The sequence below is a fragment of the uncultured Gilvimarinus sp. genome (assembly GCF_963975215.1).
GTDB lineage: Bacteria > Pseudomonadota > Gammaproteobacteria > Pseudomonadales > Cellvibrionaceae > Gilvimarinus.
On record NZ_CAXBFW010000021.1, the window covers coordinates 15,361 to 30,090 of the forward strand.

7 protein-coding genes are annotated in these 14,730 nt (G+C 56.9%); 6 read left to right on the plus strand and 1 reads right to left on the minus strand.

The features are described 5' to 3' along the window. The first annotated feature begins 31 nt into the window (after positions 1–31). A complete protein-coding gene (recJ, locus tag AAC019_RS13120; protein ID WP_339899431.1) occupies positions 32–1,762 on the plus strand; it encodes a single-stranded-DNA-specific exonuclease RecJ in 1,731 nt (576 codons plus the stop codon). 3 nt (positions 1,763–1,765) lie between these two features. Here the strand turns inward: recJ and AAC019_RS13125 are convergent, their stop codons facing one another. Next, the gene (locus tag AAC019_RS13125; RefSeq protein ID WP_339899432.1) at positions 1,766–2,404 is read right to left on the minus strand and encodes an arylesterase; all 639 of its coding nucleotides are present in this window, start codon (positions 2,402–2,404) and stop codon (positions 1,766–1,768) included. Between the two features lie 137 nt (positions 2,405–2,541). Here AAC019_RS13125 and AAC019_RS13130 point away from each other — a divergent pair, with 137 nt between their 5' ends. The 5 genes from AAC019_RS13130 to AAC019_RS13150 all read left to right on the plus strand — a co-directional run bounded on the left by AAC019_RS13130 (position 2,542) and on the right by AAC019_RS13150 (position 14,701). Then, entirely contained in the window at positions 2,542–3,849 is a 1,308-nt protein-coding gene (locus AAC019_RS13130) for an MFS transporter (RefSeq protein ID WP_339899433.1), read from the plus strand. A gap of 55 nt (positions 3,850–3,904) precedes the next feature. Beyond that, positions 3,905–4,591 (plus strand): ABC transporter ATP-binding protein, encoded by a 687-nt coding sequence (locus tag AAC019_RS13135; RefSeq protein ID WP_339899434.1) that lies wholly within the window; start codon positions 3,905–3,907, stop codon positions 4,589–4,591. Between the two features lie 2 nt (positions 4,592–4,593). Continuing rightward, positions 4,594–7,068: an FtsX-like permease family protein gene (locus AAC019_RS13140; protein WP_339899435.1), complete on the plus strand. Its 2,475-nt coding sequence runs from the start codon at positions 4,594–4,596 to the stop codon at positions 7,066–7,068. 339 nt (positions 7,069–7,407) lie between these two features. Beyond that, a complete protein-coding gene (locus AAC019_RS13145; RefSeq protein ID WP_339899436.1) occupies positions 7,408–7,989 on the plus strand; it encodes a tail fiber protein in 582 nt (193 codons plus the stop codon). Positions 7,990–8,080: 91 nt separating this feature from the next. After that, positions 8,081–14,701, plus strand: coding sequence for an Ig-like domain-containing protein (locus AAC019_RS13150; RefSeq protein WP_339899437.1), 6,621 nt, complete (start codon positions 8,081–8,083; stop codon positions 14,699–14,701). Positions 14,702–14,730 lie beyond the last annotated feature (29 nt).

Sequence of the window (14,730 nt, forward strand, 5' to 3'; positions counted from 1 at the left end):
CTTCAGACATCTGACGTCCGACGAGTCTTCAATGCAAAAACTTATCAAACGCCGCTCTACCGAGGCCGCTTTTAGTAGCGATTCGCTCCCCCCTTTACTGGCGCGTATTTATGGCGCGCGGGGCGTAACCGACGAGCGTGAATTGGCGCTTACGCTAAATGAATTGCTCAAGCCATCCATGAAAGGCTTGCCCGAGGCGGCGAGTTTGCTGGCCGATGCGGTGGTGGCCGATGCCCGTATTTTAATTGTCGGGGATTTTGACTGCGATGGCGCTACTAGCTCGGCTCTGGCGGTGTTGGCATTAACGGCCATGGGCGCGCGCCAGGTTGAGTTTTTGGTGCCCAACCGATTTGAATACGGCTACGGTTTAACGCCCGAGATCGTGGCGGTAGCGGCCGAGCGGGAGCCGGATTTAATCGTTACCGTGGACAATGGTATCTCCAGTATCGATGGTGTGGCGGCCGCCCAAGCGCTGGGCATTGCGGTGTTGGTTACCGATCACCACTTGCCGGGTGCGCAATTGCCGGCGGCCGAGGCGATTGTAAACCCCAACCAACCCGGTTGTGACTTTCCCAGTAAAAACCTGGCCGGTGTCGGGGTTATTTTTTATGTGCTTAACGCCTTAAGGCGAGAGCTTAGCCAAATTGGTTGGTTTGCCGAGTCCGGCATTAAAGAGCCCAACATGGCGCAGTATTTAGATTTAGTTGCCCTGGGCACCGTGGCCGATGTGGTGCCGCTGGATCACAACAACCGTATTTTGGTCGAGCAGGGGCTACAGCGTATTCGCGCCGGTGTGGCGCGCCCTGGTATTTTGGCAATGCTTGAGGTGGCCGGCCGCGGTCGCGAGCGCTTGGTCGCCGCCGATTTAGGCTTTGCCTTAGGGCCGCGCTTAAATGCCGCCGGCCGGCTCGACGACATGAGCATTGGTATTCAGTGTTTGTTGAGTGACGATTTAATTGCCGCGCGCGAGCTTGCTGTAGCACTGGACGATTTTAACCGCGATCGCAAAGCCATTGAGAGCGGCATGCAGCGCGAAGCCTTGCAAATGCTGGATGGCTTAGAGGTAAGCGAAAATGGCGAGCTGCCCTGGGGCTTATGCCTGTACGATGCCCGCTGGCATCAGGGCGTTATCGGTATTCTCGCCTCGCGTATTAAAGATCGCCACCACCGTCCGGTCATTGTTTTTGCCGATGCCGACGATGGCACCATTAAGGGCTCGGCGCGCTCGATTCCCGGGCTGCATATTCGCGATGCGCTGGATGCTGTTGCCGCGCATCACCCCGAGCTGCTGCATAAATTTGGCGGCCACGCCATGGCGGCGGGTATGAGCCTGGCCAAAGACGATTTTGCTGCGTTTGCCAGCGCTTTTGATGCCGAGGTAAGGCGTCAGTTAAACGATGATGACTTACAGGCCGTGGTACTGAGTGACGGCATGTTAAGTGATACGGAGTTTGACCTCGGCTTAGCGCACCAGTTGCGGGCGGCGGGCCCCTGGGGGCAGCACTTTCCCGAGCCATTGTTTGATGGCGAGTTTACCTTAGTGCAACAACGCATCGTCGGCGATAAACATTTAAAGCTGGTGCTGGCGCCGGAGGCGAATAATCAGCTCGCCATCGATGCTATCGCTTTTAATGTGGATTTAGAGGTGTGGCCGAGCCCTGCAACCACGCGTGTTCGCGCCGCGTTTAAACTGGATGTTAACGAGTGCCGGGGTCGTGAGTCGCTGCAGTTGATGCTGGATTATATCGAGCCTCTCGATTAACCCTTAAAGCAGGGGTTGTAAAAAGGGCCAGACGTTGTCGAGCAGTGTGGCCTGCGCGTCCGTGTTAGCGTGGATGCCGTCATTTTGCATCAGCTCCGGCTCCAGTGCGATGCCCTCTAATAAAAAAGGCACTAACGGCACGTTAAACTGCTCGGCCAGCTCCGGGTATACCTTGGCAAACAGTTGGGTATAGCGGGCGCCGTAATTGGGTGGTATTTGCATGCCCACCAGTAGCACGGTGGCGCTAGCGGCTTGCGCTTTTTTAATAATATCGGTGAGGTTCTGCCGCATCAGTTTAATGGGTTGACCGCGCAACCCATCGTTACCGCCTAACTCGACAATAATAATCTCGGGCTGATGAGTTTTCAGCAACGCATCCAGCCGGCTCAGGCCCCCCTGGGTCGTCTCGCCGCTGACGCTGGCGTTAATGACCTGATAGCGACTCGCGTGGTCTTGTTGTGCTAAGCGCTCGCGCAGTAATTGCACCCATCCCTGTTTTAAGTCCATGCCGTAGCCGGCGCTTAAACTATCGCCTAGCACCACAATTGTGGCGGGTTTTGCCTGCGCGTACACCGCGCTTAGGGTAAGTAGTAGCAAGGCAAAAACAGCGTGGTAAAAACGCTGATACACAGGTAATCGCATGGGCCGGGTCCGAAATTAACGAGAGCAAAGGGCAAGCCTACCTCAGTGGTTGGTGGCAGGCAATTGTCTGGCGTGGGGATGTGAGCTTGTAGTGCTTATGGTGTATTCTGCAGCTTGATCAACAGTAGGGGAAGGCCTTGAAGTCGTCGTCATTTACCCAGGCGCTATACCGCAAGCTGCGCAATGAAGAGGACGCCCGGGTGTGCAAATCCATTGCCCCTGAGGCCTGCCACCAAGTGCCGGGTAATTTTCTGCGTTTAATTTTTACCCACTTTTTGTCAAAGCTGGGCGACGCCTGCGCCAACCCCAAAATTGTGCTCCCCTGGCTGCTGGAGTCACTGGCGGCCCCGGCGTATTTGCTGGGCTTTTTGGTGCCTATCCGCGAGTCCGGCTCACTTTTGCCGCAACTGATGTTGGCCAGCTACGTTAGGCGGTTGCCCATTCGCAAATACGCCTGGTCCCTTGGGGCATTGCTGCAAGGGTTGTGTGTCTTGGCTATGGCTGCGGTTGCTATGGTGCTGGAAGGCGCTATCGCCGGATTTAGTATCGTCGGTTTGCTGGTGGTGTTTTCTCTGGCGCGGGGGCTCTCGTCGGTGGCGGCTAAGGATGTGCTGGGTAAAACCATTCCGCAAAAGCGCCGCGGCCGCGTTAACGGTTGGTCGGCCAGTGCCGCTGGGTTGGTGACCGTCCTGTTAGCGGTGGCACTGATACTGCATCAGGCGTCCGGCAATGAACTTACGGCGGCAACGCTGTTACTGGTGTTAGCCGGCGGGCTTTGGCTGTTAGCGGCCTTGTGTTTTTTACGCGTTAAAGAGTATCCCGGCGAGGTGAGTGGTGGCGGTAATGCCTTAACCGAGGCCGTAAAGCGTTTAAGCATTTTATCCAGCGATGCGCCTTTTAGGCGTTTTGTGATCGCCCGGGCGCTGTTGTTGTGCTCGGCGCTTACCGCACCTTATTACGTCGCTCTGGGACAGCAACACTTAGGCGGGCAAAGCGCGCTACTGGGTTATTTTATGCTGGCCAGTGGTTTGGCCAGTTTACTGTCGGCGCCTTTTTGGGGGCGTTTTGCCGATGCCTCCAGCCGCCGGGTGATGGTGTCGGGCGCAATCATCAGTGCGGCTTTGGGCCTTGTGGTGTTTTTGCTGGATCTGTTTGAGGTTGGTTTGGCCCAGTTTTTTATGTTGCCGCTGTTGTACTTTTTACTGACCGTTGCCCATCAGGGCGTGCGGGTCGGGCGCAAGACTTATGTGGTTGATCTGGCCGAGGGCAACCGCCGTACTGATTATGTTGCGGTAAGCAACAGCGTGATTGGTGTGGTGTTGTTGTTAATGGGGGCAAGTGGCGTTTTGGCCAGTAGCCTGGGTTACGGCGCGGCTATTTTAGCTTTATCGCTGGCGGGTGTCGCAGGCGCCGTTATGGCGTATCGGTTGCCCGAGCTGGGTTAGTGTTGCTAGTGCCTGCTAGCTGACTTAAATAATTATTTTCACAAGAGCGAGTGTTATGCAAAACATTATCAGTGCCCAAGGTTTGGTTAAAACCGTTACCACCGCGGCCGGCGAGCTTACCATCTTAAACGATATTTCACTCGCGGTAGCGGCCGGTGAGTCGCTGGCGATTACCGGCGCCTCGGGCTCGGGTAAGTCTACGCTGTTGGGCTTGCTGGCCGGTTTGGATGTGCCCAGCGCGGGGGTTATCTCGCTGGCGGGTAACGACTTAACCAAGCTTGATGAAGAGGGCCGTGCCGCCGTCAGGGCGCGTCATGTGGGTTTTGTGTTTCAGTCGTTTCAATTGTTGCCGGGGTTGACCGCGCTTGAGAACGTCATGTTGCCGCTCGAGCTGCGCGGCCAAAAAGGCGCCGAGGCCTCGGCCAAAACCTATCTGGATAAAGTCGGGCTGGCGCAACGGCTTGGCCATTATCCGCCGCAGCTTTCGGGGGGCGAGCAGCAGCGGGTTGCCATTGCCCGCGCGTTTGCCTGCGAGCCCGAAATTTTGTTTGCCGATGAGCCCACCGGCAATCTCGATAGCGCCACCGGGCAAACCATTAACGATTTATTGTTTGGCTTAAACGCCGATGCCGGCACAACCTTGGTACTTATTACGCACGAGCAACGTTTGGCCGCACGCTGCCAGCGCCATATTCAAATGGCGGCGGGTGAGCTGCTCGGCTCTGCCGCTGTGGAGGTATAACCGTGCTCGCATTACGGCTGTTGTGGCGCAATTGGCGCGCCGGTGAAATTAAACTACTTGCCATTGCCATTATGTTGTCGGTGGCGGTGGTTAGCACCATTGCCATTTTTACCGATCGCTTAGAGGCCACATTACTGGAGCAAAGTAATTCTCTGCTGGGCGCCGATAAAATTGTTGCCAGTAATCAGTTGCCGCAACCGGCCTGGCAATCGGAGGCCGAGGCCGAGGGCATTCAGCAAACCCGCGTTGCCCACTTTGCCTCGATGGTGTTTGCCGACGATGAAATGCATCTGGCCTCGGTTAAAGCGGTTGAGGCTAATTACCCGCTGCGCGGCTATATCGATGTCAGCCAAACCGCCTTTGCCGTCGATAGTAGCCTTATTCAGCGCGCCGGCGGCGTACCCGCACCGGGTGAAGTGTGGGTGGATTCGCGGCTATTGCCGTTGCTCGGCATTGAACTGGGCGATGCGCTGCAAGTGGGGGAGCGCTCGTTGCAGGCGACCCGCGTGATTATCGATGAGCCAGACGGAAGTGGCCCCTTTAGCCTGATGGGCGCGCGGGTGATGATGAATTGGAGCGATCTGGCCAGCACCGAGGTGATTCAGCCGGGTAGCCGGGTCGAGTACCAGTGGTTGTTGGCCGCTGTGCCGGCAGAGCTTAATAATTTTATGGCCTGGCTGGAGCCCGAATTATCAGAGCACGAAGAGGTAATGGACATCGAAAACGCCCAGCGTCGGCTGCAAGGGACGCTGCAAACCGGGCGGCGCTTTTTGGTGCTAGCGGCCATTATGGGCGTACTGCTTGCCGGTGTGGCTATTGCGTTGGCGGCCCGTCAGTTTGCCGAGCGGCACATCGCCCCGGTGGCGCTGCTTAAAAGCCTCGGCTCGTCGGCGCGGCAAATCCGTTACTTGTATGTTGCTCAGCTGGTGGTGTTGGCGCTGTTGGCGTCGGCGGTAGGGCGGGCATTAGGAGGTGCGCTGCAGGCTTTGGTGGCCGAGGTGGTGTTGCGCCTGTATCAGGTGGTGATGGCGCCGGCGACGCTCGGCAGTTATGCAATGAGCTTTATCAGCGGGCCTTTGTCGCTTTTGGGTTTTGCCTTGCCGGCGCTGTGGTTTTTGCCCACGGTGCCGCCGGTAAAAGTTTTGCGGGCCGAGCTGGCGGTGAAAACCAGTGCGGTTGTCTGGCAGGTGGCGGCGGCTAGTGGTGTGTTGCTTGTTTTGGTGGCAGTGTTTAGCCGCAACTTGCAATTGGCGCTAACGGTAATTGCCGCGCTGGCGGTGGTGGCGGTGCTGGCCGTGGGTTTGGCCTATGGCCTGTTAGCGGTGGGGCGCAAGCTGGGCGCCCAGGCCGGCAGTTATTGGCGTTTGGCTTGGGCAAGTATTCAGCGCCGCCGCGCGGCCAGTGTGTTGCAGGTGGTGGTGTTTGCGACAGCGATGATGTTACTGCTCACCCTGACGGTGGTGCGCACCTCGCTGATTGACGAGTGGCAGGTAAAAGTACCCGATGATGCCCCCAACCATTTTTTGCTGAACATTGCCCCGGCAGACGTGGACGTATTTAAGCAGTTATTAACCGACAATCAGTTGTCGATCGAGCAACTCTACCCCATGGTAAGAGGGCGGCTGAGCGAGATTAACGGCGAACCAAAACCGCAAGACGCTCTAAACCGCGAGGCGCAACTGACCTGGAGCGCTGAACTGGCGGACAATAATGAGGTGGTGGCCGGGCAGTGGTGGGGCAACTGGAGCCGCGATGAATCTGACTTGCCGGGCGTGTCGGTCGAGGTTGAAGTGGCCGAGCGGCTGGGTATCGAGCTGGGTGATCGGCTGACGTTTTCCATCGGCGGCCTGGTGGCCGAGGCGCAAGTGGCCAGCTTGCGCACTTTGCAGTGGGAGTCACTACAACCGAACTTTTACTTTATTTTTGAGCCGGGCGCGCTGGATAATTACTCGCCCATGCACATGACCAGTGTGTACTTGCCGCCCGAGAAGAAGCAATTTATTAATACCTTGCTCACCCAATACCCCACCGTTGTGGTGATTGAGCTGGACCGCATTATCAACCAAATTCGCACCATCATCGCTCAGGTGAGTGATGGTGTGCAGTTGGTGTTGATTATGGTGTTGTTGGGCGGCTGCTTAGTGCTGATGGCGGCGGTTAGTGGCAGCCTGGAGTCGCGCAAGCAAGAGGTCGGGCTGCTGCGCACCCTGGGCGCCAGCGGGCGGCTGATGCTGGGCAGCGTGTTAGTAGAGTTTGCGCTGCTGGGGTTAGCGGCCGGCACCATTGCGGTAATCGCCTCCGAGGTGCTGTTGCTGGGGCTGCAGGTATATGTATTTGAAATTCCGGTACAACCACACTACGGTTACTGGGTGGCATCGCCCTTGGTGGGGGCTGTGTTGGTCGGGTTGCTGGGCACCGCCAGCTGCCGCCGCGCGGTATCGACGCCACCGGCGATTATTTTGCGTGAGGCGCAATAGGCACCTGATTTTTAATTAAATATCATAATTATCGTGGTTCTGAGGTTGTAATTGCCTGTAATTCCTTTCGTTATTGGTTTAAGGCACTGTATAGGCTGTTTTGTTGAGTCTTTGGTGACGTTTTATTGTCGGCAATAGGCTACGATATCGGCAGCCGTTAACGTTTTTTTGGCTTTAGCACTACACGCTAAAGTAATGTTCGTTTTGGCCGATAGTGTGGGCTAAGGTCTAAAAAATGACTCCATAATTGAGCGTTGAGAATCAACAAAACTGAATTAAGAGAACAATAAATCTTTCCGTTAAACTGATTTTCAAACAACGCTAGTTAGGGAGAACAACATGAGTGAACCATTTTTAGGCGAAATTCGCGCAGTAGGCTTCGATTTTGCTCCACGTGGCTGGGCGTTTTGCGCTGGGCAATTATTGGCTATTTCTCAGTACTCGGCTCTGTTTTCATTGCTTGGCACAAAGTACGGCGGCGATGGCCAAACTAGTTTCGGCCTTCCAGATTATCGGAGCAGAAGCCCGGTTGGTATGGGACATGGCCCGGGTTTGTCGCTAATTACCCAGGGTGAAAAAGGGGGGGCGGAGCATGTCACTGTACTTCAGGCGAACATGCCAGCTCACACCCATAGTACCTCGCAGTTATCTGCTGCGGTTGCCATTCCTGCGGTTACTTCAAGCACCAATGTTTCTGGTGCGCCCTCTGTCAGCAGTATTTTGGGGCCGGTTACCGCTAGTGGTCGCGCTGCAGAGCTTTACAGTACCGATGCCGCAGACGTCACTCTAAAGCCGTTTGATGCCCATGTTACAGGCCATACCGATATGTCTGGTGGCGGTCTACCTATAGACATTCGCAATCCTTTCTTGGGTACCAACTTTATTATAGCTCTGCAAGGGTTGTTTCCCTCGCGAAGCTAGAGGTTAAGGCCGTATTATAGCGGCCTTACGCTTTTTTTGTTTTTGCTTTACGTAATGTAAATTATAAATATCTTTCGAGGGGAAGTAGGGTATGTCGATAATTCACACCGCTATCGGTTTAGCGAATAATTTTAGGTGCGTATGGCAACGTACGGCGGTGATTTTTACCGGTATTTTATTAATAACGACGGTAGAAAATAGTGTCGCGGCGGCAACGGACGAGAACTATAACGACGACGCTAACCAAACCTTCACCTCGAGTATTTTTGATTTAGATGGCCTTCGGTACACTTTATCAGGCCCTAGTGGTACTTATTCATCGGAAGTTTCAAATGGTAGTTACATTGGTGGCGGGCTAGACTTTGTTATGAAATTTGATTCTGGCGGCAGATATGACTTGGCAAGTGTTCGAATCGAGGCTGCGGACGGCAGTAACTTTCGCCTAATGGGCTTTGTGCTTGATGGTCTTGCTTCCGGGAACATTAGCGTTACCTCCAATACAGGTGGTAACGTGAGCTACCCGAGTAATAATATTTTTACTACCGAAACTGTTGACGTCTCTGGCAACTCAAGCTTCGACAACATCTCCTATTTCACGATTTCAGGCCAGGACCTGGTCCTCGATATCGATGACTTGAACTTTGACGAGCTAGTGCCGGACACTGACGGTAACTTAACAGCCGGAGTTGGCGTTACCGAGCCGGTAAGTTTGAACACCGTCGCGGACACCGTTGGCGAAGCGGTGAATGTTTTTGATTTTACCTTAAGTGACGGTGGCACCAACGATGGCCTGCCGCTCAATGTTAGCCAAATCACAGTGAATGTGTCGGGCACCTCTACTGATACCGATCGCGCAAACATTACCTGGCGTTTAAACGGTAACGACGCGAATAATGTGACCGGTACGTATCACGCTGTTAGCGACACGATTACCTTTGCAGGTTTAAGTATTTCTGTTGCCGATGGGGGATCTGAAACCTACACCCTCAACGCCTACTACAACGATAACACCAACGTGGTGGATGGCCGTACGATTGTGCTGAGCGTTGATGGCGATACCAATGTCACCGTGGCTGGCTCGGGCACGCAGATGGCTAGCACCTCGGCGATTACCAATGGCAGCGGCACCGTAATGGACGTGACCGCGAGCCAGTTGACGTTTACCACTCAGCCTGCGGGTAGTGTGTCGGGCGCGGCGTTAAGCACTCAGCCGGTCGTAACCGCACAAGATGCCTTTGGCAATACCGATACCGGCTTTACCGAAACAATCACGCTAATCGAAAGCGCCAGTGGCTCACTAACGAGTAACTCCGTAGCTGCGGTGGGTGGTGTCGCTACGTTTACAAACCTGACTTACACGGCCACAGCTGATCAACAAAGCTTTACCTTAACAGCCAATGATCAGGATGGCGTGGGGTCCAATCTTGCAACGGTTGATGCCACTGCTGTCACCTCCGATGTTGTAGCCACAGCGCTGGCTTTCGCTACGCAGCCGGCGCCACTTAATCTGTCACCGGGCAGTGCCACTAGCTTGACCACGGCGCCCGTCGTGCAAGCGGTGGATTCACTCGGTGTGGTAGATACCGGCTACAGCACAGACATTACCCTGTATGAGGTGAACGGCCCGGGTGGTGTGCTTATGAGTGGCACGGGGGATAACGATGGCAATGGTGCGACGGTATCGCTCACGCCAAGCAGCGGTGTTGCCACCTTTAACGGCATGCAGATTACCTACGCGCCGAGTGGCTCTGGCCCCGAGAACTTTAACTTGCGCGCCGAGTCAGGAGCTTTGAGCGTCGCGGATAGCGCCCAGTTTACCGCTGTCGATAACACGCCTCCGAGTGTAAGCAGCGTATCGCTAACGGGCGGCCCGGCGGCGAATGCCAGCTCAGTGAGCTACATTGTAAGCTTTGATAAAGCCGCCAATAACGTCAGTGTGGATGATTTTGCGTTGACGACCACCGGCACCGCCACAGCAGATATCGCCAGCGTATCGGCGGCATCGGGCAGTGCGATTACTGTCACGGTTAACAATATTGCGGGCGAGGGCACACTGCGTCTAGACCTGAATAGCAACACCAATATTGTCGACGGCAATGGTAATGGCAATGGCACCAATGGCTATGTGGCGGCCTTTACCAGTGGCGACACTCACACCCTTGATGCGGTGGCACCAACGGTAACGGGTGTCACCGCTACCGCCGCCGATGGCACCTATGGCGTGGGCGATGTGATCAGCCTGGCGGTGAGCCTGAGTGAGAGTGTGACCGTGACCGGTACACCGACGTTTACGCTGGAAACCGGTACGTCTGATCGCTCGGTGAGCTACACGAGTGGGTCCGGCAGCAGCACCCTGACGTTTAACTACACGGTTCAAGCGGGCGATACCGCCACTGATTTGGACTACGCCAGCACCACGGCCTTTGCCTTAAACGGCGGAACAGTGGCCGATGCCGCCGGCAACGCCGCTACCTTAACCTTGGCCTCGCCCGGCGCGGCCGGTTCGTTAGCGGCCAACAAAAACATCGTGATTGACTCGGCCGCGCCCACCTTAGCCGCCAGCCAACCGGTGGATGACTCCACAAGCTTTGGCCACGATGACGACTTGGTGTTTACCTTCTCGGAAGCGGTGGTGGCCGGTACTAGCGGCGCTAATACCATTACCGTGCGCCAAGTCTCAGACGATTCAAATGTCGCCAATATCGCCGCCGATAACGCCGCCGTCAGTGTGGCCGGTAGCACCGTAACGGTCGATTTGCCCGGCAACTTAGCCCCGACGACTGAGTACTATCTGCAGATTGGCGCCAACGCCTTTACCGACGCCGGCGGCAACGCCTACGCCGGTATCAGCGATAAAACTGCCCTGAACTTTACCGTGGCCAACAGCGCGCCGGTGGCCGGCAACGATGCCACCAGTACCAATGAAGACACGGCGGTCGATGTTGCGGTGTTGGCTAACGACACCGACAGCGACAGCAGCCTTAACGTCGCCAGCGTCAGCATCGGTACGGCTCCGACCAACGGTAGCACCAGTATTAATACCGGCACCGGGGTGATCACCTATACCCCGCATGCCGACTTTGAAGGCACGGACACTTTTACCTACACCGTCGAAGACGTGTGGGGTGAGGTGTCTAACGTCGCTACCGTCACCGTCACGGTTAACCCGGTGAATGATGCGCCGGTGGCAGCCAACGATACCACCACCACCAACGAAGATACGCTGATTAGCATTAATGTGGCGGCCAACGATAGCGATGTGGACGCGGGCGATAGCCCGGATGCCGCCACCCTTGCTATTGCTGGCGCACCTTCCCACGGTACGGCGGTGGTCAATGGCGGCGTGATTGATTACACTCCCGCGGCCGATTACGAGGGCACCGATACCTTTAGCTACACCATCGAAGACAGCAATGGCGCGACCTCCAACGTAGCTACCGTCACCGTCACGGTGCTTGGCGTGAATGATGTGCCTGTGGCCGCCGCCGACGCCGCCAGTGTGGACGAAGATGATTCGGTCGAGATTAATGTGCTGAGCAACGATAGCGACATCGACGGCACCCTCAATGTCACGACCGTGGCGATTGTCAACGACGGCGCCCATGGTACTGCGGTTGTGAATGCCACCACCGGGGCGATCACCTACACCCCCGACGCCGACTTTAACGGTGCCGACAACTTTACGTATCAGGTGGACGACAACCTCGGTGGCACTTCTAACGAGGCCACCGTCACCGTCACCGTTAACAGCATCAATGACGCCCCCGTGGCCGCCGACGATACCGTGACCGCCTTGCAGGAAGATACCCCGCACAACATCAACGTGTTGGGTAACGATAGCGACATCGATGGCACCCTCAATGTGACCAGCGTCGAGATCGTTACCGCCCCGGCTAACGGTGCCACCAGCGTCAACGCGACCACCGGTATGGTCACCTATACCCCGGGCGAGAACTACTTTGGGAGCGACAGCTTTGGCTATCGGGTGATGGACGATCTGGGTGAGTGGTCTGCCGAGGCCACCGTGGCCCTCACCATCGACAGCGTCAACGACTTGCCCAGCGCGGCCGATGACATCGCCGTGACCGATGAAGATACCGCCGTGCTGATTTCGCTGCTGGATAACGACAGCGATATTGACGGTACGGTTGATATCACCACGGTCACGGTTACCAGCGCCGCCAGCAACGGCAGCGTCGATAACCACGGCGACGGCACCGTCACCTACACACCCGCCGCCGACTTTAACGGCACCGACAGCTTCGGCTACACCGTGCTGGATGACGAGGGCGGCGAGTCTGTTATGGCCAACGTTAGCATTACGGTTAACGCGGTGAATGATGCCCCGACCATTAGCGGCAGCGCGCCTAACTCGGCCCAGGCCGGCAGCGCCTATAGCTTTACCGCCAACGGCGCGGATGTGGATACCGGCGATACCTTAACCTACTCGATTATCAACTTACCCGTGTGGGCGAGCTTTAACAGCAGCACCGGGCGCTTGGCGGGTACGCCGTTGGCCGTCGATGCCGGTACCTATTCCGGGATCGAAATCTCCGTTAGTGACGGCACCAGCAGCGCCTCGCTGCCCGCGTTTGGTATCGAGGTCATCGACCCCAATGCCAACGAAGTGCCCAGCATTGGCGGTTCACCTGTGGCCACCATCACCGTCGGAGAGCTGTACCGCTTTGCGCCTACCGCAACCGACGCCGATGGCGACAGCTTAAGCTTTAGCACCTCGGGCGCGCCCGACTGGTTAGTGCTGGACGCCAACACCGGTGTGCTCAGCGGTATTGCCGGCGACGCCCAGGTGGGCCGCTACGACGACATCGTCATCACCGTTAGCGACGGCCGCGAGAGCGTACAGTTGGCGCCTTTCTCGGTCGAGGTTACCCCCGCGGTGGACAGTGACGGCGATGGCGTCAGTGATTACCAGGAGGGCATAGACGAGACCGATGCCAGCGACATTGACGACTACCTAGACGCAATGCCGCCCATGCTGACGCCGCCGCCGGCGGCAAGCTTCAGCGCCAGTGGCTTGTACACCCGCATTAGTCTGGGTCAGTTGTTAGGCTTAGACGAAAGCGCCAGTGACGACGAGCTGAACAGCGCCTTACGGGCCCTGGCGAGTGACCGTATCGACGCCGACTGTTGTGCGGTATCCGTGCAAGGGGCCGAGAACGGCGCGCTCTATCTGGCGCCGGGTCGTCACACCCTCGAGTGGTGGGCCGAAGATCGCGCGGGCAACCGTGTGCAACAATCGCAACAAGTGGACGTTGCCCCGCTGGTGTCCATGGGGCCCGATCAAACGGTGGCCGAGGGCAGTATTAGCCGCTTCCGGGTGTTTTTAAATGGCCCGGCGCCTGAGTACCCACTCAGCGTGCCCTACGTGGTGGATAGCAACAGCACCGCCAGCGCGGCCGACTACAGCCTTTTGGGCAATAGCGTTACCTTTAACGAGGGCGAGCTTGAGGCGACCGTTGAGGTACTGATAACGCCCGACAGCGAAACCGAGGCAGACGAAACCCTGATAGTGGCGCTCGACTACCGTGCGGGTGAGCCCGCCGATAGCCTTTATAACTTCAACCCGGGCGTTAAATCGCAACACCGCATGACGGTAACCGAGAGCAACGTGCCTGCTATCGTCAGTGCGCAGTTAATGCAAAATGATGAGCGCCGTTCAGTAGTGGCACGTGATGGAGGGCCGTTGCAGTTGAGCGCGAGTGTCTTCGACGCGGAAGGTGAGGCTTACGAGCTGAACTGGTCGGGCATTACCGAGCTTGAGTCTTTGTTCGCCGAGGCGGGCGAAAGTATCGACATTAACCCCGAGCTGTTGCCGGTGGGTGTTTATCGCGCCGCCCTTAGCGTTACCGACAGTGCCGGTCATCTGAGCCATAATCAGGTTGCGTTTGCGGTGGTCGAGACCTTAGCGGCTCTGGGTGCCGAGAGCGACCAGGACGGCGATGGTACCCCGGATGCGGAAGAAGGCTACGTCGACAGTGACGGCGACGGTGTGCCGGATTACCTGGATGCCCATAGCCTCGCTCACGTGACAGCAACCAGCGCCGGGTACAACGACCGCTTCTTACTGGAGTGTCCGGCCGGCTTGATTTGTCATCCGGGCAGCGGCGTCGGTGCCGACGGTGCGTTAATCTGGGTCGAGGTGGATGACCTGCCAGAAGACGAGGGCTTCCAGAATGTGGGCGGTTACTTTGACTTTGGCGTGGGCGGATTAACACAGACCGGTGCACAGGCTCAGGTTGTTATACCGTTACGTGAAGTGATTCCGGCGGACGCTGAGTACCGCAAGTGGCAAAGTGAGACGTGGTTTAGCTTTATCGAAGACGCCAATAATGCGCTTCACTCCAGCGCGGGCGCTGAGGGTTACTGTCCTCCTCCGGGCAGCGATCAATGGCAAAGCGGATTGATTGAAGGCTACTGGTGTGTTCAACTGACCCTTGAAGATGGTGGCCCCAACGATGCCGACGGCGTAGCCAATAGCATGATTCTCGATCCGGGCGGTGTTGCGAAACCCGTGTCTGATACCGGTGACGGCGATGGTGATGGCGAGCCTGAGGTGCCGCCTGCACCACCCACCGACAATGGTGGTGATAATGGTGGCGGTGGTGGTGGCGGCGGTGCTGCCGGCCCCTGGGCGCTGCTGCTACTGGCGCTGGGCTTAATCGCCCGCCAGCGCCGCAGAACCGGCCGCTAATAGTAATAACCTCGCGCTACGGCCCCTTT

What these genes read in the sequence shown, in the direction of transcription:
- recJ (WP_339899431.1), top strand. Translation starts at nt 32, where the DNA reads ATGCAAAAACTTATCAAACGCCGCTCTACCGAGGCCGCTTTTAGTAGC.
- AAC019_RS13125 (WP_339899432.1), bottom strand. Translation starts at nt 2,404, where the DNA reads ATGCGATTACCTGTGTATCAGCGTTTTTACCACGCTGTTTTTGCCTTG.
- AAC019_RS13135 (WP_339899434.1), top strand. Translation starts at nt 3,905, where the DNA reads ATGCAAAACATTATCAGTGCCCAAGGTTTGGTTAAAACCGTTACCACC.
- AAC019_RS13145 (WP_339899436.1), top strand. Translation starts at nt 7,408, where the DNA reads ATGAGTGAACCATTTTTAGGCGAAATTCGCGCAGTAGGCTTCGATTTT.
- AAC019_RS13150 (WP_339899437.1), top strand. Translation starts at nt 8,081, where the DNA reads ATGTCGATAATTCACACCGCTATCGGTTTAGCGAATAATTTTAGGTGC.